Source organism: Chryseobacterium sp. 2987, from assembly GCF_031456375.1.
Taxonomy (GTDB): domain Bacteria; phylum Bacteroidota; class Bacteroidia; order Flavobacteriales; family Weeksellaceae; genus Chryseobacterium; species Chryseobacterium vaccae.
Genome location: NZ_JAVDUN010000003.1, coordinates 401,775 through 425,180 on the forward strand (window position 1 = coordinate 401,775; position 23,406 = coordinate 425,180).

The 23,406-nt window shown below is 37.6% G+C and carries 16 protein-coding genes; 6 read left to right on the forward strand and 10 right to left on the reverse strand.

Annotated elements, in window-relative coordinates; all coding sequences use genetic code 11:
* Nucleotides 1–22 precede the first annotated feature (22 nt).
* From J2Y40_RS11470 to J2Y40_RS11495, 6 genes are all read right to left on the reverse strand, one after another.
* Nucleotides 23–2,146: a TonB-dependent receptor domain-containing protein gene (locus J2Y40_RS11470; protein WP_309999036.1), complete on the reverse strand. Its 2,124-nt coding sequence runs from the start codon at nucleotides 2,144–2,146 to the stop codon at nucleotides 23–25.
* Nucleotides 2,146–3,342 (reverse strand): PepSY domain-containing protein, encoded by a 1,197-nt coding sequence (locus tag J2Y40_RS11475; RefSeq protein ID WP_153396607.1) that lies wholly within the window; start codon nucleotides 3,340–3,342, stop codon nucleotides 2,146–2,148. The genes J2Y40_RS11470 and J2Y40_RS11475 overlap by 1 nt, the downstream gene beginning before the upstream one ends.
* 41 nt (nucleotides 3,343–3,383) lie before the next feature.
* Nucleotides 3,384–5,552 carry a TonB-dependent siderophore receptor gene (locus J2Y40_RS11480; protein WP_309999040.1) on the reverse strand — a complete coding sequence of 723 codons (2,169 nt, stop codon included), beginning with the start codon at nucleotides 5,550–5,552 and terminating at the stop codon, nucleotides 3,384–3,386.
* Nucleotides 5,553–5,704: 152 nt separating this feature from the next.
* Nucleotides 5,705–8,779, reverse strand: a complete 3,075-nt coding sequence (gene secA / locus J2Y40_RS11485) for a preprotein translocase subunit SecA (RefSeq protein ID WP_153396603.1) — start codon at nucleotides 8,777–8,779, stop codon at nucleotides 5,705–5,707.
* A 127-nt stretch (nucleotides 8,780–8,906) separates the two neighbouring features.
* The gene (locus J2Y40_RS11490; RefSeq protein ID WP_002662059.1) at nucleotides 8,907–9,128 is read right to left on the reverse strand and encodes a DUF2795 domain-containing protein; all 222 of its coding nucleotides are present in this window, start codon (nucleotides 9,126–9,128) and stop codon (nucleotides 8,907–8,909) included.
* Between the two features lie 143 nt (nucleotides 9,129–9,271).
* Nucleotides 9,272–10,294, reverse strand: a complete 1,023-nt coding sequence (locus J2Y40_RS11495; protein WP_153396601.1) for a GDP-mannose 4,6-dehydratase — start codon at nucleotides 10,292–10,294, stop codon at nucleotides 9,272–9,274.
* An 86-nt stretch (nucleotides 10,295–10,380) separates the two neighbouring features.
* Between J2Y40_RS11495 and J2Y40_RS11500 the strand changes: the two genes are divergently transcribed.
* Nucleotides 10,381–11,175, forward strand: a complete 795-nt coding sequence (locus J2Y40_RS11500) for a DUF2797 domain-containing protein (protein ID WP_153396599.1) — start codon at nucleotides 10,381–10,383, stop codon at nucleotides 11,173–11,175.
* Nucleotides 11,176–11,227: 52 nt separating this feature from the next.
* Here J2Y40_RS11500 and J2Y40_RS11505 read toward each other — a convergent pair whose 3' ends face one another.
* From J2Y40_RS11505 to J2Y40_RS11515, 3 genes are all read right to left on the reverse strand, one after another.
* Nucleotides 11,228–13,297 (reverse strand): cytochrome c biogenesis protein CcdA, encoded by a 2,070-nt coding sequence (locus tag J2Y40_RS11505; protein ID WP_309999045.1) that lies wholly within the window; start codon nucleotides 13,295–13,297, stop codon nucleotides 11,228–11,230.
* Nucleotides 13,298–13,384: 87 nt separating this feature from the next.
* Nucleotides 13,385–15,037: a DUF6029 family protein gene (locus J2Y40_RS11510; RefSeq protein ID WP_153396596.1), complete on the reverse strand. Its 1,653-nt coding sequence runs from the start codon at nucleotides 15,035–15,037 to the stop codon at nucleotides 13,385–13,387.
* A gap of 5 nt (nucleotides 15,038–15,042) precedes the next feature.
* The gene (locus J2Y40_RS11515; protein ID WP_309999047.1) at nucleotides 15,043–15,630 is read right to left on the reverse strand and encodes a TlpA disulfide reductase family protein; all 588 of its coding nucleotides are present in this window, start codon (nucleotides 15,628–15,630) and stop codon (nucleotides 15,043–15,045) included.
* A 102-nt stretch (nucleotides 15,631–15,732) separates the two neighbouring features.
* Between J2Y40_RS11515 and J2Y40_RS11520 the strand changes: the two genes are divergently transcribed.
* The 4 genes from J2Y40_RS11520 to J2Y40_RS11535 all read left to right on the forward strand — a co-directional run bounded on the left by J2Y40_RS11520 (nucleotide 15,733) and on the right by J2Y40_RS11535 (nucleotide 22,531).
* On the forward strand, nucleotides 15,733–16,797 hold the full coding sequence (locus J2Y40_RS11520) for an Omp28-related outer membrane protein (RefSeq protein WP_309999049.1): 1,065 nt from the start codon (nucleotides 15,733–15,735) through the stop codon (nucleotides 16,795–16,797).
* Between the two features lie 41 nt (nucleotides 16,798–16,838).
* Nucleotides 16,839–18,704, forward strand: a complete 1,866-nt coding sequence (locus J2Y40_RS11525; protein WP_309999052.1) for a T9SS-dependent choice-of-anchor J family protein — start codon at nucleotides 16,839–16,841, stop codon at nucleotides 18,702–18,704.
* Between the two features lie 55 nt (nucleotides 18,705–18,759).
* Nucleotides 18,760–19,506, forward strand: a complete 747-nt coding sequence (locus J2Y40_RS11530) for a T9SS type A sorting domain-containing protein (protein ID WP_153396590.1) — start codon at nucleotides 18,760–18,762, stop codon at nucleotides 19,504–19,506.
* Nucleotides 19,507–19,873: 367 nt separating this feature from the next.
* The gene (locus J2Y40_RS11535; RefSeq protein WP_153396588.1) at nucleotides 19,874–22,531 is read left to right on the forward strand and encodes a hypothetical protein; all 2,658 of its coding nucleotides are present in this window, start codon (nucleotides 19,874–19,876) and stop codon (nucleotides 22,529–22,531) included.
* Between the two features lie 40 nt (nucleotides 22,532–22,571).
* Here the strand turns inward: J2Y40_RS11535 and J2Y40_RS11540 are convergent, their stop codons facing one another.
* On the reverse strand, nucleotides 22,572–22,922 hold the full coding sequence (locus J2Y40_RS11540) for a hypothetical protein (RefSeq protein ID WP_153396586.1): 351 nt from the start codon (nucleotides 22,920–22,922) through the stop codon (nucleotides 22,572–22,574).
* Nucleotides 22,923–23,095: 173 nt separating this feature from the next.
* Here J2Y40_RS11540 and J2Y40_RS11545 point away from each other — a divergent pair, with 173 nt between their 5' ends.
* Nucleotides 23,096–23,290, forward strand: a complete 195-nt coding sequence (locus J2Y40_RS11545) for a hypothetical protein (protein WP_153396584.1) — start codon at nucleotides 23,096–23,098, stop codon at nucleotides 23,288–23,290.
* The last annotated feature ends 116 nt before the right edge of the window (nucleotides 23,291–23,406 follow it).

Consider the following 23,406-nt stretch of genomic DNA (forward strand, 5'->3'; position numbering starts at 1 on the left):
TTTTACTTTTTATTTAGATTAATTAAAATTTATATTCCAGCATTAAGGTTCCTCTGGTTCCCGGTGCGTTCACAAATTCACTATCTCTGGCAGACCACCAGGCAATAGCAGGCTGGTAATTGATATTGAATATATTTTCAACACCAAGAGAGACCTTCCAGTTTTTGTTGATCTCATAGCTTGATTTGAAATTGAAGACAGTATATTCAGGAACGTAACCTTCTCCGTAAGCGAATAATCCGGTTTTGGTATTAGGCTGGAATCTGTCCTGTTGGAAAGCGTGAAGCATATCAATTCCAAGGGATAGGGCCGGGATGGGTTTTGCCTGGATATAGGCAAGGACTTTCGGAGCAGAAATCCTGCTGTTGTTGATCTTCGCAGAATAATCACCATCGTCTTTTAATGAAGTAATTCCTTCCATCCAGCTGTAGCTTCCACCGAAATTGATCCATTTAGCAGGGGTAATATGTAAGAATCCTTCCACACCGTAAACAATTTCAGGGGATCTCTGAATGGTTAAAGCTCTGTCCGGGCTCTGCACAAATGAAGCTCCTAGTTTTGAAGTACTCACATAAGAAGTGATCTCATAGTTGATCCATTTTGAAATTTGTCCCGTAGCTCCAAATTCATAGTTATTAACGATGATCGGTTTTGTTTCAAGATTCTGGATGGTTCCCTGGGTTGAGGTTCTTAATATCCTTCCCAGTTCATTGATGGAATAGGACTGTGAGAAGCTTCCGAACAGATTCAGGAAAGGTTCAATGTTATAGCGTACCCCAAGATTGGCTACTAGGGCATTGTATTTCAGATTTCCGCCTGTCACGAAAATACTTTGCGTAAAAGTCCCGTCGCTTTTAAGCGTAGAAAGCGTGTTGAAATCACCGACTTTAACTTTCATATTTTCGTATCGGAGGCCTCCTTTTAGGGTAAGTTTCTTTAAAAGATCTACTTTTATCAAAAGGAAAGGGGCAAGATTGGTCATGCTCATGTCTGGGGTCCAGTAGCGGCCGTCTTCAAGCTTCTGTACCGTCTGGTCATTCAGGATATCCATTCCGTACATGATTTCGGCCTGTGAATTCTGAGCATTCCATAATTTGGTGTCAAAATTAATTCTGGCTCCGTATTTTTTGGAAATCACATTAGACTGCCCGCCGCCGAAGAAAGTGTCGCTATAGCCATATACAGTCTTGAAATCCTGCATATACGCATTAAAGTTCAGTGAAGTGCTTCCCCAGAAGATATTCTGGTTGTCATAATTGATTCTGAAATTATGATTTTTTGGTGTTCCCTGAGGTGTAGTTTCAAGGCTTTTTCCCACACCGTCTCCGATGGTTGGAGAAATGCCATACTTTCCGGTCTTTAATCCTAAGTTAAGATCTGATTTTGATGCGTAACCAATGTAGGAAGCTTCAATTCTCTGATCAGCATTGATGTTATATCCCAATTTCAGCATACCATTGTAATTGTTCATTTTGGCAGTGCTGTAAGTCGGGGTAAGATAGATGCCGTCTGCATCTTTCATATAACCTGTTCTTTCGTAGGCTAAAGAAAATACATAATCAAACTTATTGATCTTCCCGGATAAAAGCTGGCTGGCTCTTACCCCAAGGGTACCACCGCCTTCGTAAGGCTGGCCCGTAAAGCCGATCTGTGACAGTCCGGAGATTTTCTTATCAGACTTGCTTCTTCTGGTGATATAGTTGATGATCCCTCCATCTGCTCCGTTTCCGTAAATGGAAGATGCTCCTTTGATTACTTCAATTCTTTCAATAACAGAAGGATCGATGCTTCTTAAATCTCTGGCTCCGTTTCTGAGCGGAGTAGACTGTGGAATTCCATCAATAAGAACAAGAACCTGGCGCCCTCTTAAAGTCTGCCCGGTATTGGACGTTTGTCCGGAATTGGTTCCTAAACTGGGAACGGTATACTGAAGAATGCTTGTAATATCTGAATTGACCGTCAGCTGAGACTGAATCTGTTTTTCAGCAACAACGGTTACAGAGCTTGGTATTTCTTTGATGTTTTCTTTTTTCCGGGAAGCGGTCATGATAACTTCTTCCACATCATTTGTCCGGGTGCTGTCTTTAACTTGTGCAAAAACCGTAACAGACCCTAAACACGCAGCTGATAAAAGCGCTTTTTTCATTATATTTTCTTTCCTTGTTTCTTTTGTTTTCCCCACCATACCAGAAATCCTGTTACAGGAAGTGAGGTACAGATGAGCCCGGTGATGAACCAGATGATTTTCCCGAACAGCCCGAAATAAGATCCTGTGTGGATGTCATAATTGGCGTTCGCGTATTTTTCAGCATTGCTTAACTGCTGATGAGGTTTATTGGCCAGAAGTTTTCCTGAGTATTTGTCGAAGACCAGGGTGTTTCTTTCGCTGAACCTTCCTTCCTCTCCGTAAATCGTTATCGGAATATTCTTCAGATCTTTTCCTTTCTTGTTTTTTCCGCTCAGAGGAATTCTGAAGCTGGCAGATCCTGCATATAATTTTCTCGTTTGTTGTGCCGTAAGATCATATACTGAACTGTTTTTAGCCATCAGCGAATCAGGAGACTTGATTTCTTTGTCTTTGGGAAGGTCTGCCGCTCCGGATAACGTAAAATGAATGGTATTTTTCACATACGGATAAGCGAAATAGATTCCTGTAACACTCATTAACAGGGCAATAAATGAAGCGTAAAATCCTAATACATTATGAAGATCATAGTTTCTGCGTTTCCAGGTCTTTACATTCTCCCAGCTGAACCAGAAGCGTCCTTTTCTCGCTTTTTTATTTTTCGGCCACCATAAAACAATCCCGGTGATCAGCATGATGATAAAGAGAACGGTAGGGATACCTACCACATATTTCCCCCATTCGGAGTTGAGCAGGAGGCTCCAGTGGATGTATTTCAGGATGTTGAAGAAGTTATATTTTTCATCATATACTGCCAAAATTTTCCCGTTGTACTGGTCTACGTACACTAATTTGTTGATCTTTACTTCTTCAAAATAATTCCACCCTTTTTTATTTTTCTCATAGTACAGAAAGCGGTAGGACTTATTTTTATCCAAAGGAATTTCCACAGAATTCAACGGAAATTTTTCATTAAGCTCTGTGCTGACTTTTTCCTTCAGAACATGAATAGAAATGGGTTCGGCTGACGTTTCTTTTACATAAATAGCCTCCTTTCGCAGACTGTTTTGTATTTCGTCTTTAAACACATAGAGAGTTCCCGTCAGTGAAACAATGAAAACAATGATTCCAACGGACAAACCAAACCACAGATGCAGTTTGGCAGACCATTTTTTTGCAGGTGAAGTTTTCTTCTTATGATGATGTTTTTTCTTCATACCAAAAAAGTTAACCCGATGAAGGGCTAACTTTTCATTATTTAAAATTTATATCCTATTGATAGTCTCCAGTTGCGCGGGGCATTGTAGATCCATACGTATTTATCGTCACTTGTATCATTCGGTGTATTGTATCCCGGATCATAGTAACCACTGAACAGCTTTCTGTTCAAAGCATTGTTAAGCATCAGATTGATATCAAACTTCTTAGCCCTGTAGGTGATTCCGAAATTGGTATCAAAGTAATCAGGCAATGACTGGTTTCCGGAATTTGTGCCATACCAGGAAACTCTTCCTCCCTGATACTGATAACCGGCAGATATACCGAATCCCTTTAATAAGCTGTCGCTAAAGTGATAAGAAACCCAGGTATTTTGTACGTTTTTAGCATTCCCCGGGGAAGCCGCTCCAAGAATTTCCGGATTAGTGTCTTTAATGGTTTTGGCGTCAGTGTAAGCATAATTGATAATAATGTTCAGACCTTTTACAATTTCTCCTTTCAGATCAGCTTCAAAACCTCTGGCTCTTTGTTCTCCATTAGCATAATAGAAGGTTTTTGAAGGGGTACTGTTTACAAAATCTTTGGTTAAAATATTTTGCCTTCTTATCTCATATACCGCAAATGTTGAATTCCATTTTCCTCCGAACCAGTCTTTTTTCAAACCAAATTCAATGTTCTGGCCCTTTAACGGAGCCGATATTGAACCTGTAAAAGTATTGGCGGACTGAGGGGAGAATGTTTTGTCAAATACTCCGTATGCGGAAAAATCTTCTGTGATGGAATAGCTTGCACCTACTCTCGGTGTAAATTCTCCGGCTTTATCAGGAGTAACCTCACCCAGATTGGGATATCCTGCATAAGTTGTTCCGCTGGTATATCTTCCTGCCAGAGTAAGACGAAGCTTATTATTGAACATTTCAATCTGATCCTGTGCATAATATGAAGTATATTTTACTCCTTCATCATCATAGAATGCGGCATTTCTGTTCAGGAAATAAGCATCTTGTGAAGGAAGGGCAGCAGGATCTACACCATACATGATATTGTGAATATTTATAGAGCCTCCGCTTCCCATTGAAGAGAAATCAGCCTGGTATTTTCTGTCTCCATAGTCAAATCCGGCAATGATTTTATGTACAATATTTCCTGTATTCAGGCTTCCTCTTAAATAAGTCTGGAAAATATGATTTTTTCCGATAGCTTGCCAGTTGCTCAGGTCTCTTGAAAAGATATTAGGGTCAGAAGGTGTTCTGAAATCTCCCCACCATGAACCTCCATCATAGTTCATGTCCATATAAGCATACTGTGTGCTCCATACCCAGTCTTTATAAAGCTTTTGATCCAGGCTTAAGAATAAGCTTTGATCTCTTACTTTAGTTTCTTTAAAATTAGGATCATTAAAGTTAGTGTGGACCCCTAGTGTGGCATAGCCTTCTTTCGACATGATATAGGCACCCGGCTGGTTAAATTTTAAATGCTGAAAATTATATTGTGCAGTAAAAGTCGTTGTTTTTGTAGGCCTGAAAGTTATAGAAGGAGCAATGATGATTTTGCTTGTTTTGTCATTTTCTACCCATGATTTGTTGGAGCTTCCCATTAAGTTTAAGCGGTAATCCAATACCCCGTTTTTAATAAGAACGCCATCTAGGTCAGCTTCGCCTCGGAAAAGATTGTAACTTCCTGTTGTGAATCTTACACTGTTTGCAAATTTTCCCGTAGGTTTTTTGGTAACTACATTATAAAATCCGGCAGGGTCTCCCATAGATCCCATGAATCCGGCAGGCCCTTTCACAAATTCTATTCTGTCTATAATGGATGCATCAGGGTTAATAGGCCCCCATGTGGAAGAAACGTTCATTCCGTTCATATAAGTGGCGATACTTGCTCCTCTCATGAAAACGTTTGAATAGACATTATCCCAGTGTTCTACTTTTCTTGCGCCGCTCACGTTTCGCACAATTCCTTCAGACATGTTGAGGGTAATCTGATCGGATAAAACCTGTGAACTGACTGACTGTACATTTTGCGGAAGCTCTATAATAGGAGTCTGAAGTCTTAATGATCCGGAAACTTCATTAAGCTTATATTTCTGATAATACCTTCCGTTGACTACAACTTCTTCAATAGCATTGGATTTGATGGTATCTTTTTTCTGAGCGAAAGCCAGCATAGAACTTAGCATAGAAGCACAGATCAGTATATTTTTCATGAAAGTCAAATTTTCTGCAAATATATTGTTTTTAATTATTCTAAATAAATAACTTAATTGATATTTATCATAATTTTATTATACGCTAAATAATAAAACCCCGCTTCATGCAGTTATGAAGCGGGGTTTTAACTTATTTTATTAATTATTTCCTAAGCAGGAATTTCTCCTTTATATAAGAAAGAAATAATTTCTTTGTTCATTTTGTCTACCATTTCACTGAATAGGTGGAATGATTCCTGTTTGTAAATCACAAGCGGATCTTTCTGCTCATAAACGGCACCTTGAGAAGATCTTCTAAGATCATCCATTTCACGAAGGTGAAGCTTCCAGTTTTCATCGATGATAGAAAGGGTAATATTCTTTTCAAAATCGTTGATAAGGCTTTCACACTGCGTATCATAAGCTTCTTTCAGGTCGGCTACGATGGTCATTGTCTTATGTCCGTCTGAGAAAGGAACCTGGATCATTTTAAACATAGACCCTTGGTTTTGATATACATTCTCAATGATAGGGAATGATTTTTCTTTCAGAAGATTAAGCTTCATCTGATAATCTTCCTGAGCCGCTTTAAATAAAATATTGGTCAGGTCCTGAAGGTTTTTCGTTTTGAAATCATTTTCAGAAACCGGAGATTCCATGGTAAAGGTTTTGATGATATCATATTCGAAATCTTTAAAGCTTCCGGTAGATTTTCCTTTAGCTGCAATAGAATTGGCAACATCAAAAATCATGTTGGTGATATCATACTTCAGGTGATCTCCGAACAGAGCGTTCTTTCTTCTCTTGTAGATCACGTCACGCTGTTTGTTCATTACGTCATCATATTCAAGAAGTCTCTTTCTGATCCCGAAGTTGTTTTCTTCCACTTTTTTCTGAGCTCTTTCAATAGACTTGCTGATCATAGAGTGCTGGATAACTTCACCTTCTTTATGACCCATTCTGTCCATCATTTTAGCAATTCTTTCAGAACCGAATAAACGCATCAGATTATCCTCAAGAGATACATAGAACTGAGAACTTCCAGGATCTCCCTGACGTCCTGCTCTACCTCTAAGCTGTCTGTCAACACGTCTTGAATCGTGTCTTTCTGTACCAATAATGGCCAAACCACCAGCTTCTTTTACTTCTTTTGAAAGCTTAATGTCGGTACCACGACCCGCCATGTTGGTTGCAATGGTTACAACTCCCGGCTGTCCTGCTCCGGCAACGATTTCTGCTTCTTTTTTGTGAAGCTTCGCGTTCAATACCTGGTGCTGAATTTTTCTTAATTGAAGGGCCTTAGAAAGCAACTGTGAAATTTCAACAGAAGTTGTTCCTACAAGAACAGGTCTTCCGGCAGCGGTTAGCTTTTCAACTTCTTCAATTACAGCGTTATATTTTTCACGGTTAGTTTTGTAAACTAAATCCTGTCTGTCATGTCTTAAAATAGGACGGTTGGTAGGAATTACCACTACATCAAGTTTGTAGATCTCCCAAAGTTCGCCAGCTTCTGTTTCAGCAGTACCCGTCATCCCCGCAAGTTTGTTGTACATACGGAAATAGTTCTGAAGGGTAATCGTGGCAAAAGTCTGGGTTGCCGCTTCGATTTTTACATTTTCTTTAGCTTCAATTGCCTGGTGAAGACCGTCTGAATAACGTCTTCCTTCCATGATACGTCCTGTCTGCTCGTCTACAATTTTCACCTCGCCATCAATCACTACATACTCATCATCTTTTTCAAATAACGTATAGGCTTTCAATAGCTGGCTCATGGTGTGTACGCGCTCAGATTTTTCAGCAAAATCAGAGAACAATCTTTCTTTAGCTTCAAATTCCTCTTCTTTGGTAAGGTTTTTAGCTTCTACTTCAGCAATCTCAGTTCCGATGTCCGGAAGAACGAAGAAGTTAGGATCAGAGTTCCCCTGAGACATGTATTCTACACCTTTGTCTGTAAGGTCTACCTGATTGTTCTTCTCCTCGATTACGAAGTAAAGATCTTTATCTACAATCGGCATATCACGGTTGTTGTCCTGCATATACTGAGCTTCAGTCTTTTGAAGCAATGCTCTGTTTCCGCTTTCCGATAAGAATTTGATTAACTGTCTGTTCTTAGGAAGACCTCTGTAAGCCTGAAGAAGTTTAAATCCTCCTTCTTTGTTGTTTCCTGCTGCAATTAATTTTTTAGCTTCATTGAAAATGGTAGAAACTGTTTTCTTCTGAACATCAACAATTCTGTCAATAGAAGGTTTAAGAACATCAAACTCCTGTCTGTCTCCCTGAGGAACCGGACCGGAAATAATTAAAGGTGTTCTTGCATCATCTACCAATACAGAATCCACCTCATCTACGATAGCGAAGTTCAGTTCTCTCTGTACCAGTTCTGAAGGTGAAGTTACCATGTTATCTCTCAGATAATCAAAACCGAATTCGTTATTTGTTCCGTAGGTAATATCTGAGTTATATGCTTTTCTTCTTCCGTCCGAGTTCGGCTGGTGGTTATCGATACAATCGATAGACATTCCGTGGAACTGATAAAGAGGCCCCATCCATGCGGAGTCCCTTTTGGCAAGGTAGTCATTCACGGTTACAACGTGAACTCCTCTTTCGGGAAGTGAATTTAAGTAAATAGGTAATGTTCCTACCAGGGTTTTACCCTCACCGGTTGCCATTTCGGCAATTTTACCACTGTGAAGAATAACCCCTCCGATAAACTGAACATCATAATGGACCATATCCCAGACTACAGGAGTCCCGGCAGCGTCCCATGAGTTTTTCCAGATCGCAGTATCCCCCTGAATCTCTACGAAATCTTTACCCGCAGCAGCCAGCTGTCTGTCCCAGTCTGTTGCTGTAATACGGATTTCTCCGTTCTGTGCCCATCTTCTTGCAGTTTCTTTTACCAGGGCAAAAGCTTCCGGAAGGATCTCACCAAGAACTTTCTCTTCAATTTCGTATGATTCTTTCTTCAGAGATTCAATCTTTGAGAAAAGAGCTTCTTTTTCATCTACGTTAGTTGAATTTTTTACCTGCTCTCTTATCTGTTCTATCTGAGCTGTTATTTTGCTGGTTGCAGATTTTATGTTCTCTTTAAATTCAGCAGTTTTTTGTCTCAGTCCATCATCAGTTAGCTGTTGGATGGCTGGTTCTACAGCTTTGATTTTTGTTACAACTTTTTTTACTTCTTTTAGGTCCTGCGCTTTTTTGTCTCCCAAAAACCCTTTAAGAACTTTGTTTAAAAAACTCATAAATTTTTTGCTTTATGCTTAAAACATGATGCTTTAAGCGTTTTACTGACACGCTTATCGTGTGAATTTTATATCTGAAAAAGGGCAAAAAAGCTCTAAGCATTGTGCTTAAAGCTTATTGCTTTAATTAATATTCGTCTTCGTTCCAAAGGAAATCCTCATCTGTAGGATAGTCACTCCAAACTTCTTCTATTGATTCATAGATTTCTCCTTCGTCCTCAATAGCCTGAAGGTTTTCCACTACTTCCATAGGTGCACCAGTTCTGATTGCATAGTCAATAAGTTCTGCTTTTGTCATTGGCCAAGGTGCGTCACTTAGATATGAGGCTAATTCTAATGTCCAGTACATAATTTTCTGATTTTTTTGCAAAAGTATAAAAATAGCTTATATTATACGCTTTTTTATTACTTGATTTTCAATTCTTTTTAATTAATTTTTGTTCATTGTCCGTCATAGAAAGCATTGCAGCTATGTCAGCAACGTACCTGATGTCATTTTCTCAAAAACCATTCCACAAATTTTTTTATGCCATTTTGGAAGTCGGTGTCTGGTTTGTAGCCTATTAATGTCCGGGCTTTTGCTATATCTGCATTGGTTTTTTTGACATCTCCCGGCTGCATTGGCAGATTTTTTCTGATGGCAGACATTCCAAGTGTATTTTCTATTATGGATACCATTTCAGATAGAGTAATAACCTGGCTCTCTCCCAGATTAAGGACTTCATAGACATTGGAGTGGTCTTCTAAATAAAGGACGGATTTGGTGATTCCATCGATAATATCATCAATATAAGTATAGTCTCTGGCTGTATTTCCGTCGCCATAGAAAGGAATTTCATGTCCTTCAGAAATTAGTTTTGTAAACTTATGAATCGCGAGATCCGGTCTCTGTCTCGGGCCATATACCGTGAAAAATCTCAATTGAATCATGTCGATACCATAAAGCTGATGGTATACATGTCCTAAAATTTCCCCGCATTTCTTGGTTGCAGCATAAGGAGAAATAGGGTTATCCACATTATCCATTTCTTCAAAAGGGATTTTTTCGTTATTTCCATAAACGCTTGATGAAGAGGCGCATATGAATTTTTTAATATTAAATTCCTTGCAGAGTTCCCACAGGTTCATGGTTCCTCTGACGTTGACTTCTTCGTATTCCAGTGGGCGTTCAATAGAGGGGCGTACCCCGGCGAGAGCGGCCAGATGAATAATCATATCAATAGAGTGGTTTTTGAGGATGTTTTCAAGTCCTTTTTTGTCTCTAATATCTTGATAGTAAAGAGTGTATTTGTTGGATTGTGTAAGCTGGGCCAGCTGCCGGATATCCGACTCTTTGTCAGTAAATGTAAAATCCGAATTTTGACCAATAGATTCTAAAGTATTTTTAATTTTGATCTGATAACTGTAGAAATCATCAAAATTGTCAACGTTTATGACAGAATGTCCATTTCTTAATAATTTTTCTGTTAAATGTGATCCGATGAATCCGCTTCCTCCTGTTATTAGATAAACCATTTGTGATTTTTTTTCCGTACAAAAATATAAATTTACTTTTTGAAAATATAATCATTAAATTTACTTAAAAAAGTAATATAAATACGATGCAGTTTCAAGGGCAAATTTTAAAAATGACAAGTTTCGACGCACAGCCGATTCAATATTATCTTAATCTTTCAGGGGATCTTATTCATATGAATGAGCTGTTTGGAAAAGAACTGCATATCAGACATACTGGATTTCAGTGTGTAAACTGCGGTGAAAATAAACCAATTTACAGGATGGGTTTTTGTAAAAGCTGTTTTTTTGAAAGTCCTTATGCCAGTGACACGATTATCCGGCCGGAACTATCTACAGCACATTTAGGAGTTGCTGAGCGTGATCTGGAAGTTGAAAAAGAAATCCAGTTGCAGCCTCATACTGTTTATCTTGCCTATACTGGGGATGTAAAGGTGGGGGTAACAAGAAATACCCAGATTCCGACGAGATGGATTGATCAGGGAGCTACTTTTGCCCTGCCGATTGCCAGAACTGAAAACCGCTACGAAGCAGGAATGATAGAGGTTGCTTTGAAAGAACATCTGCCTGATAAGACTAACTGGAAGAAAATGCTTCAAGATGATTTTGAAGGTGAGATTGATCTTGCTGATTTTCAACAAAAAATAAAAGAATATTTCCCGGAAGACTTCCAGAAATTCTACAGTGAAGGTGAAAATTTATGGAAATTTGACTACCCTTATGAAAAGCCTGCAAAAGTAAGTTCTTTCACATTGGATAAAAAACCGGAATTCACAGGAAAACTAGTTGGAATTAAAGGGCAATATCTGGGTTTTGAAGGAGGAGATTTTATCAATGTAAGAGGGCATGAGGGATATGTAATTGAATTGGTAATAAAATAGAAAATTATAAAAAAAGACTGCTTCAAAATGAAACAGTCTTTTTTATTTATTGTTATTTACTTTTTTTGAAATACTCTACGCCGCATTCGAGGAATTTTTTAAAATCTTCTTTCGGCATGTATCCTGAAACCGGAGTGTTGATTACCTTTCCGTCGGGCGTTATTAAAACATAGTGAGGCTGGGAATTATTATTGAAGTTGACCTGCTGGAATAAGCTCCATCGGTCCCCAATAGTTTTTACCTTTTTGATCTGTCCGTCCCCAAGGTCAATCTTTGTTTTCTGGTCTTCCGGAAGCTCTTCCTTATCATCAACATATAAAGAAGCCAGGACAACATCATTTTGAAGCGTTGGCAGAATATCCGGCTCACTCCATACAAATTCTTCCATTTTACGGCAGTTTTCACATCCATATCCGGTAAAATCAATCAGGATAGGCTTGTTCTCTTTCTTCGCAATTTCAATGGCTTTAAAGAAATCATTTTCAGGATGCATTCCTAAGATGCCGTCTTTTTCGTCATGGAAATAACTTACATTCAGAGGAGGGAGGATTCCGCTTAACAGCTGAAGTTTCGGGCGGTCAGAAGGAATTAATCCCTGAATGAGATAAATCACAAAACCCATTCCCCAAGCCCCCAAAATCTTTCTGGTAATGGAGATTTTAGGTTTTTTATCATCATGCGGGAATCTGATCAGCCCGAACAGATATAAAGCGAGGCCTAATGCAATGATAATCCAGATTGCAATGAAAAGTTCTCTTTTTAAGAAGAATGTTTTGGAAACCAGGTCAGCTTTGGATAAGAATTTTAAAGCCAGTGCCAATTCTACAAAACCTAAGACCACTTTCACGGTATTCATCCATCCTCCGGATTTCGAAAGACTTTGTAAAGCCTGAGGGAATAAAGCCAGTAGCCCAAAAACAATCGCCCATGCCAGTCCGAACCCTGCCAGAGCAAAAGTAAGCAGCATCGGAACGTTGGTAGAGCCTGTTACAGCGCTTCCCAATAAACTTCCCAGAATAGGGCCCGTACATGAGAATGAAACAATCACAAGCGTTAAAGCCATAAAGAAAATACCGATAATTCCTCCTGCTTCCTCAGCCTTTGAAGATTTGTTGGCAATAGAGCTTGGAAGCGTAATATCGTAGTATCCGAAGAAACTACCTGCAAAGAAGATAAATATGATGAAGAACGCAATATTCAGCCATACACTGGTAGAAATTTCGTTGAAAATATTTCCGGCAATTCCATCAATTAAGTGAAACGGAAGACTTAGCAAAACGAAGATTAAAAGGATGAAAAATCCATAGATCAATGCATCTCTTTTCCCCTTTGCCTTGTTCTTGCTTCCTTTAGTAAAGAATGAAACCGTTAGTGGAATCATTGGGAATACACAAGGGGTCAGTAAGGCAATTAATCCTCCGATGAACCCTAAGAACAGATAGGTCCAGTAATTTTCATCCACCTTTGTTGAGGCTGTTCCGCAGTCCGTTAGTGGTTTCTGGAAATCAAGGGTTTCAATTTTCAGCTGTTTTGGATCCAGTTTAGAAGCCTCTGTAATCGTTACTTCTCCTTTTGCAGGATCTGTAGCAACTGTTTCTGTTACTTTTGCGGAATCTTTGGCTGGTTCAGCCGTTTCGTCAGTCGCTGCTGCTTCCTCAACACCTTTTGGAGTAACTTTTTGGTTGAATTCTAAAGTATTGGGAGCCAGACACACCCTGTCATCACAGGTCTGATAGGTAATTTCAGAAGTAACGTCTGCGGGTTTTGTAGGATCTTTTAATTTGAATTTCTGTTTGAAGCCTGCTGTATTGGAGTAATATACAATAGTTCCTCCGAAAGCCTCAGAAAATTCCTCGTGCTTTTTACCGACTTCGGTGAATTTACCAATCAGTTCAATATTTTTCCCTGAAACCTTATATTCAGTAGGAATCCCGGTATCTTCAGGAAGATCTTTGGAATAAATATGCCATCCGCTTTCCATGGTGGCATTCAAAACAGCTTCATACTGATTGTTCCCTAAGTCATTGACGGTGAACTTAAATTTTACAGGATTTTTAATCTGTGCATTGATTCCTGCCGCTAAAAATAGGAGGACTGCTAAAAACCAGTTTCTAAATTTCATTTTACTTTTCATTAAAAATTTTGAGAATGCTGAACTGTATTGATTTTAATATGGTATCTTTTTAAATAAAAAATAGAAGAGGAAAGACTAATAGCTGGTACTTATTCCTAATGAAAAGCCTGCGCTTTCAGGCACGAATCTGCAAACTCCGCCTACACACAATAATCCTCCACGCTGTCTTCCGTATGATGCCTGAATTCTCGTGCTGTTTTTCCTGAAAACAAGTCCTCCTGTATAGTAATGCATTTGTTTTTCCTTGTCCGGATTGCCGTAATTATACAGATCATTGATGAAGAATGACCAGTTTTTGTTGAAATTGTACTCCAGAAGTCCTGCTGCCCAATTTCCATGATAGCCTTCAGCCCATTGATGCTGAAGTTCCAGCTTTACAGAACTTTTAGAAAATCTGTAAATATTATCCAGAACAACCGTTTGTGCTTTTACTTCTCCTGAAGTTTCTTCGGTTCTGTACGTATTATAAAACTGATTAATGAGCACCAAAGCAATTTTCCAGTTATCTTTCAGTCTTGTTCTTATATCAAGACTCTGATCTGAGTAGTATTTTTCTCCTAATGCAAGAAAGTCTGTTTTGTAATCTCTTATATTATTGATGTAGGCCCGGTAAGTTCCTTTCAGTCCGTACCAGTTGGAAATGTTAAGTGACAGATCGGTCCCGTATTTCCCTCCCAGGGGTGTTCCTTTTTTTATTTTATAAAAAATATCAAATTGAGACCCTATTTCACCTGATTTTTTTTGAGGAAGAAATGCCAGCCGGGGTTGTGCCTGATAGACATAAATATTGGCAAGACTGTAGTCGTACTGCTTGGTGAGCGCGGGAACATAGTTCAGAACTGAATTATGGTAAATATTTCCTATCTGGTCTCTTTGAGAATAGAAATTAAAGTTTTCCAGTCTTCTTAAGCTTGCAATAATACCAAACCGGTCAGTTGCATAGGATAGATTGAGAAGATAGGCATTTCCTGAAAATATATTGTTGGGATCCAGTGTAGATACCTGTTTTATATTATCCTTGGTTTTGTATAGATATTCAAATTCCAGGGCAAATTTAGAATACTCCATTTTAAGCCGGGATGAGTAGATATTTACATTTTTAGGATATAGGGAATTTTCTTTATTGTCTTCATATTTGTTTACATAGCTAAAGCCTATGCTGGATCTGAAATCCTTCACTTTCATAAGGGAATCCAATCTCATTTCCGCATCCAGTCCTCCAACAACGCCGTCAGAAAGGTTAAATCCGAATCGTTGTTTTCCTAATAAAGCTTTTAGGGTTACAATCTGGTCCGGATCTGTGTATTTTATTTTTCCACCCAGTAAAGAGTTAGAGATCCCTAGCTGCTTATCTTCCCATACCCGCAATGCTAAACCGCTTCCAAATTGTTCATAAAAGTGACCTAAAGTAATATCTATTCCTGCTTTTTCATTGTTATAATTCACAAAATAAGTTCCAAGGTTGGTTTTGGTTAAAGCAGGCGAATAGTTAAGAAGGGCTTTGGGTTCGTAAGATTCAAGCTGAGCGCCAACGGTGAAATTTTTCAATTTATAATTGACGTTCAGGTAATTGTTTGATCTGAACCTTTGGTCAGCTTCGTTTTCTGAAAGCTTTATTTTATTATCGTCTATGTAATATTGTGAATTGGATTCCAGGTTTACTGATAATTGGCAAAAAGACTTAATGCTAAAGAACAGTAATACTATACTTATTGATTTGTGCCGCATAGAAATTAATGTATAGAGTTACATTCTTTAATCTTTTTTATCAGTTCATCCTCATCCCCGGCAGAATAACCCACGTGTGAGTAAACAATTTTTCCTTTGTGTACGAGAATTACATGAGGGATGCTGTTGATATTTAGAGCACGCTTAAGAGTTTGATTGGGATCAAGAAGTATGGTATACGGCCAACCTTTACTTTTTACAACGGTTTTTACTTTTGACGTAGTACGTGAATCGTCTGTTGAGACTGCATAGATAGTAAACTTGCTTTCTTTTTGCCAGTCTTCATATTTTTCATTGATAGTGGTAAGCTCTTCCATACAGGGTAGGCACCACGTGGCCCAAAAACTCATCACCACAGGTGTTGAAGAGTCAATTTTTGAAACATTAAGTTTTTCACCATTTAAGGTCGTAATAGATACATTAGGGACTTCCTGAGCAAGACATAAACCTAAACAGAAGATTAAGAATCCCGATAAAATCATTTTCAACATAGTATTCTTTATTTTTTGATGACAAATATATAATTTTATTGTCAATATTAAAATAAATCCATAATTTCGATGCGAAATATTTATTAAAATACGTGATTTCATTGAAATATTTTAAATAAAATATGTAAAAAATAAACTTTCTATTAAAATAAGCTTTATAAAATTTTGAAAATGCTCTTTTTTAACTAAATACTTAATAAGATTATGAAAAAAAAGTTATTGTTTCCTTTTTGTGTGATATTTTCACTCTTCTTAATCCTTTCCTGTAGCGGATCTCAGAGCGATGAGGGCGATGCTACAGCTACCTATCTGATTATTTCTTCTGAAGGAGGTAATGAAAAATTATTAGGAAAAACTTTTACATTTAAAGTAAAAGATAATCTCAATCATGATATTACTGCGGAAACCGAGATCTATGTTAATGATAAGCTCATTAACGGTAATCTTTATACTCCCGGAGAAAAAGGGACTTATACTGTTTCTGCAAAATATAAAGCATTTCCGGTAAATCCGATTTCTGTAACGGCAATTGTTAATGAAGGTATAAACTTCAAACATCGGATTCTGTACGAGGACTTTACAGGAACGTGGTGTGGGAACTGTACCCGTGCTGGTGCAAGGGCTAAAAATCTCACACTGCAAACTGATGACGGATTTGTTTTTCTTGGCGTACATGGGCCAAGCGGACAAGATCCCTGGTCTAATGCTATAAGTACAGAACTTGAACTTTTTAAAAATGTTACCGGAGCAGATCTGGGCTGGCCTACAATGTTTATCAATAGAAATACAATGTGGGAGGATATGGAAAATTATACAGATATGTCGTTGCCATTATCTCAATTAAAGGCTTCCAGCAAAATAGGGATAAAAATAGGCTCTGCTATATCCGGTAATACACTGAATATTGATACCAGGGTTTCATTTGCACAAAATTTTACAGGACTTAAGATTGCAGCGTTTATCGTAGAAGATGAACTTGTGGGTAAACAAAAGAATTATATCCCAGCCTTAGGTCCTCCTACTATCTATGATTATGTACATCACAATGTTTTACGGAATAAGCTGACTTCTTCTGTGGCGGGAGAAAATATTCCTGATGAACAAACAGTGGTGTCTGGTGAGTACGCAAGATCATTCCAATTCTCTATTTCCTCAGATTATAACCGTAACCATCTTAAAATCATTGTTGCAGTATTAGATGGAGCCGGAGCAGTGCTCAATGTAAGAGAAGAAAAAATTGGAGCAACAAATAATTACGAATTTTTATAAACCTAATGAATTAAAAATATTAACAACTAAAAAACTACTGAATGAAAAAGATTCTATTTATGGCGTGTATTCTCATGTTTGGAATACATCAATCACAGACTTATTACAGTCAGAATTTTAATACAGGATTAAACGGATGGACAAGTACTGATCTGGACGGAGACGGAAAGCAATGGGCGACTATAAATGCTTCAAACGGATTCCCAAGCTTGGGAGCAGGGTCGTTGATTTCGTATTCTTATCAAAATAATGTGGCACTTACTCCCAATAATTTGATTACATCGCCGTTGATCGATTTGAGCACTGTTACTGCTTCTAATGTTTATTTAACGTATGCTCAGGTAACTCATGCCGGTTATCCTGAAGATAAATATTCAATATATGTTACAGCTTCTAATGCAGCTGGGACTATTACTGCTTCCACACCTGTTTATACTGAAACAGTAGCTGTTGGAGGTCTTCAGTACAGATCTATTAATCTGAGTTCTTTTATTGGGCAGCAGGTATATCTTTCCTTTAGGCATTATGATTGTACCGATCAATATTATCTCCTGATAGATGAGGTTCAGATAAAAACTATTCCGAATAATGATTTTACTCTTAAAAATGTTTCTTTAAATCGTTACGGACTTATAAATACTGATTATTCTATTAAAGCAACTGTTAAGAATAATGGAGCACAGAGTATTAATAACGTTACTCTTAACTGGAATGATGGAATAGCGGATCATATTTCTACCATACCATTAGCATCCCCTCTGGGTTTTGAACAAGAAGTGACAATTACCCATCCTGTTGCTGTAAATTTTGCTTCAGTAACAGAAAAAAACCTCAATATTTCAATCAGTCAGGTGAACGGAACTTCGGATTCTTCGCCTGCAGATAACACACTAGCAACGAAGTTTACCACTGTAAGCCAAAACTCACCTAAAAAAGTAGTTATTGAAGAAGGTACAGGGACATGGTGCGGATATTGTCCAAGAGGAGCGGTTGCCATGGAGAATGCGACAAACAGTTTTCCTAATGATTTTATAGGGATTGCTGTACACAATGGAGATCCAATGCAAGTGGATGAGTATGATACCAATGCGAACTTTAGTGGATTTCCAGGGATGAATGTGGACCGAAGTTTACTGAATGAGGGGGTATCAGTAAGTTTTGCATCGTTTATTAATGAAAGAAAAACCTTAATAATTCCGGCAGCATTAAATGCAACTACTGCTTTGGCTGGACAAGCCCTTACGCTGAATGCTTCAGCAGTATTCAGATCAAACTTTACAAATGCCAACTTTAGGTTTGCAGCAGTATTAATAGAAAACGATGTGAAAGGAACTGCAGCTGGATATAATCAGGTTAACTATTATGCAGGGTCTACAACTCCTATGGGAGGATATGAAAATAAACCTAATCCGGTACCTGCCGCAGATATGGTTTATAATCATGTGGGTAGAATGTTATTAGGAGGATATGCAGGGCAGGCAGGTTCGATACCCGCTACTATTACTGACGGACAAACAGTGAACTATACATTTACAGCTAATATCCCGACCGCCTATAATATTAGCAAAATGAAAGCCATATTGCTTCTGATAGATGCAACAACCGGAGAAATAGTTAATGCTGCAGGACCTTTTGCCATCACTGGTACGCTTGGTGTTCATGATGAGAAAACAGATGCTGATGATCTTGTTATATACCCTAATCCATCAAGAGATTTTATCAAAATACAGACGAAAGGAAAAGTAGATTTGAAAATCTTTGATGCCAGCGGAAGGGTTGTTTTAGAAAAATCAGGAGTAGAACCGGATACTTCAATTTCTGTACAGGATTGGGTGAAAGGTGCGTATATCGTTTCTGTTAAAGAAAAAGGTTCAGAACCAATCACTAAAAAATTAATTATTAAATAACAATTTCAAAAATTCGGGGAGGTCTTACGTGGATCTTCCCGGTTTAATAAAGATTATGAAAAAAATTAATATTACAATATTGTTATGCTTACTCTTTTCTTTCCAGAGTAAAGCTCAGATTGCTTTAGCCAAAGAAGATGGAACTCCAATTGCTAATGGACAAATCATTACTTATAATACAGTGAATGAAATGCCGGCAAATCTTCATTATAAGATCAAAAATACCTCAGGATTTCCAATCAATATTCGTATAAAAATTACAGATATAGTGAATGCTACAGGAAGCAGTTTTCAGTTTTGTTATCTAAGCACCTGCCTGCCTTTCGTCACGAAAAATGCTGTTTATCCTGCTAATTCAAAACCTGCAATTAGCATAGGAGCGAACTCAGAAGTGTCCAATGGATATACAATGTGGAATTCAGATACCGGATCAGGGACATTTCCTATTGACTATGTCATAAAATATTATATGGTTGATGATTTTAATAATGAATTGGGAACTCCTGTAACATTTACTTATAGATATAACCCTAATGCGGTGTTAAATGTAAGTGATGTAAAAAAGGATCAAAATTCTTTTGCCAATATTTACTCAACTCTGATCATGGATAACATTAAGATTATATCTAAAGAAAATGGATTCTACTCCATATACAATATGGAAGGAAGAACTATATCAGAGGGAGGCATTAAGAAAGGTGAAAATCTAATAGACTCTTCAGTATTGCTTTCGGGAGCATATATCGTTACTTTGAAAAATGATAAAGGAGAAATTATTTCAAAAAAAGTGATTAAAAAATAATTGATTCAGTTTTAGTATATCTATAAAAGCAGCTCATTCGTGGGTTGCTTTTGTTTTATTAATTTTACTAGAGTTCAGGTTAAGGAAGCTAAGATTAAAGGATTGAAGATGGAGGTTACTTCTAGTTTTTTCTAATGAAAGCCACTGTAAAATCAAATTATTTTAAAAGAGATGAAAACAGATCAAAACATACTATTGATGACCTCTATAGCCTCCCTCTTCCGGCTCTCAGCTTCAAAACTATGTAAATAAGGAACTTCCATCCTGGACTGAGGTTAATTTTAATTGATGTTAAACTATTTTATGGATTTAAATTACAGGAAAATTAAATTCCTTATATTTAAGGTAGTTAAAACTAAATCACAATATGAAAAAATGGGTTAAAAGACTTCTTTGGGGCTTCGGAGTCCTGCTGGTTATTCTTCTGGTAGCCAACTTCGGTCTCAATATGTGGCTTAAAACTCAGCTTCCTGATTATATTAAAAAGAATACCAATTATAAAGTTTCTTATAAGACACTGGATATAGACCTGGGAACAGGAAATATTCTGGCATCAGGAATTACCGTCAACAATAAAAACCCGCAGAATACTGACGTTATAGGGCTGCAGGGAACAATTGATACTTTAAAGATCAGCCGCTTCGGAATTTATGATGCTCTGTTCAATAAAAAGATAAGCTCATCAGACCTTCTGCTAGCCAATCCCAATCTGAATATCAGTTTAGCTAAACCTGTCAACAAGAAAACTGGTAAGAAAAGAAACCCTGTTTCATTCGAAAACATCAGGATCAATAACGGAACGATCAATATTTTTAAGCATACCAGACAAAAGTTTTTATCGGTACAGAAATTGGATCTGTTTGTTGAAAATCTTCAGATGACAGAAGAGTCGGTAGAAGATAGATTACCCGTTGTCTTTGATCGTTATAATATCAGTGGAGAACGTTTTTTCTTTCGCCCGGATAATGTGTATGCCATCACCATCAGTACGATCAGCACAACAGACGGGCAGATGTCAGTTGGGAATTTCAGACTGATTCCGCTATTGCCTTTTGACCAGTTTAAAAAGTATTATCCTCAGAAAACCAGACTATTCGAATTTTCTATTTCTAAAATGGATTTCAAAGATGTGGTGCTGAGGAAAAATAAAATATCCCTGAGCAATGCTGATTTTCAAAATCCCGTTCTTGTCGTTCATAATACCGGAGTTCAGCCGAAAAAATCAGAAAAAAAGCTCGATTTCGAAGTTAACCTGGATGGTGTAAAGCTTAATAATGCTTCCGTACAAATCAATAAACCTGATGGGAACAGATTATTATATGCTCAAAGTCTTAATTTAAATATCAATCAGCTGAAATTTGACAAGGTCACAGCATCAGAAGTGATTCCGGTAGGCTATAAAGATTTTCTGTTTTCAGGAAAAAATATACAATACTCCAATCATCAGGATTTTACAGTCGGAAGTATTGCATTAAATCCCAAAGGAGGAGAGCTCAGAAATATTCTGCTGAAACCGGGAACTGCGGCGACCGGGAAAACAACAATGGATATGAAAACCAATCTTGTGGCATTTAATATTGATAAATTTGAGTTTGTCAACAGGAAGTTAAATCTGGATCTTAAGAGTGTGCTCATTGAAAATGTCAACGGTACTGTTAAAGCCGGAGAAAATAAGCCAGAGAAAAAAACAGGGCCTGGGATGATTGGGTCTGTGAAAATTCAGAAAATATCTTTTAAAAACTCCAGTATTGTTTATGATAAAGGGAAACAACCGCTGGCATTTCATGATTTGAATGCAACTGTCAATGCTGTTGAAATTACACCAAAGCCTAATAACCAAGGACTGGATCTTAAGGTGAAGGACTATTTCTTGACCACCCGAAATTTCACTTACAGAACAGAATTTTATAACTTAAGCGTCGGGCTTCTTAAGCTGAATAAAAATAAAGTCCAGATCAATAATTTTGCCATGAAGCCTCTCGTTTCGAGAACTCAGTTTATCAGAATGATTCCAGTGGAGCGGGATCTGTATGATCTGAAAGCATCCCAGATCACCGCAGATGGAAACTGGGATTTATTTTCGAATCAAAAATCAATCAATGCATCTAATGTGACGATTCAGACTGCAGATGCCAATATCTTCAGAAGTAAGATTCCAAAAGACGATCCTAAAGTAAAACCTTTGTATTCAAAGCTATTGAGGTCTGTTAAAATTCCGGTTTTGGTTCATAATCTGGATCTGAAAAACTCGGTGTTGGTGTATGAAGAAGATACTCCTGAAAGTGCTGGACCAGGAAAGCTGACATTCAGCAATTTTAATATGAATGTTAAAAACCTGAATTCAGCAAAAACAAAAGGAAAGCCGACCCGTGTTGATATTAAGATCAATTGTTCATTTATGAATCTGGCTCCTCTTTCTGTGAACTGGAATTTTGATGTGGCAGATCAGAATGATGCGTTTGCGATCTCAGGAAAAACGTCCAATCTTCCGGCCAGTGGAATTAATCCGTTTATCAGGCCTTACCTTCATGTGACCGCAACTTCAGGGACGATCCAGGAAATGCTCTTCAGCTTTAAAGGGAACCCTGCCGGGCTGCATGGTACATTCAACCTGAAACATCAAGATCTGAAAATAGCTGTTTTAAATAAGCATAATCACGAGAAAAAGGGAGTTTTAACTGCGGTGGCGAATCTCTTCCTGAAATCCAATTCCGGTAAATTTCCAGAGGCTGTTGATGTGGAAGGGGTAGAGCGTGATCCTACAAAGTCATTCTTTAATCTTTTCTGGAAAGGAGTTGAACAGGGCCTGAAGAAAACCCTGATTGGGAAGAATGTTGATAAAACGGAAAAGACTGTAAAAAATGCGGTTTCTTCTGTAAAGGAAATGAAAGAATCGGTAAAGGAAATTAAGCAGGAGATCCAAAAAGGAAAAAAGGAAACACCTAAACCTCAGGAGGAAAAAAAGGAGAAGAAAGGATTTTTACGAAATGTGTTCAAGAAAAAAGAAAATCCCGAAGCGGAATAGCCTCGGGACAAGATCTTAAACGTAATGGTCAAAAATAGATCTAGAAATTGTATTCTTCACTTTCCTGAACCGGAATATCTCTTAGAAATTCATCAAACTTTTCACCGGGATAATTGCTGTCAGCGCCATAAGAGTCGATAATCATGCCGCGGTTTCCGGCATAGTCCCTTACTACATATAAAACAGCACTGTCGTCAGGGTTGCTGTCGCCTTCAAAACGGTATGTTTTTAAAATGGTCAGATCAGAAGGTTTGTATATAGTGTCAGAATTTTCAAACTTCATTTCACAGTTTTCGTTCATTCTGAATTCCCTGTGTATTCCTCTTTCTGACAATGTTTTCATAACCTGGCTTAAAGTGGTCATTCTGTCAAAGTTCTCTGAATTTTCCATAATAATATTTTTTAAGGGTAGTGCAATAATTAAACCATTATTTTGCTAAATTTAATAAAAAAACAGATTACATTTTTGATGATGATAAAGTCTAATGTTAACAAAATTTATAATTTGAAAAAAAAGAATAGGTACACTTTTTGCAATAGGTAAATCAATAAATCGGACAAAATATGAAAAAAGAAGTTGGAGTTCTACTGGCAGGAGGAGTTGGACTTTTGGCAGTATTAAGTTTTATAGGAATTAAAAAAATATTGACTAAAAAAGATAAAAAATATAGTGATACCTATTCGGATTATCACAGACATTTTGATGAAAAGAACCAGGAGGATGAATACCATGGGGTAGAATTTTACGCAGTGAAGTAGTAAAAGAATATATTTAATTTATGTTTAAATCCAGCACTTTTGAAAGGTCTGGATTTTTTTGTGGATAACTTTAGTGTTAAAACTCATTATTTTATAAAAAAACCATTCTAATTTTA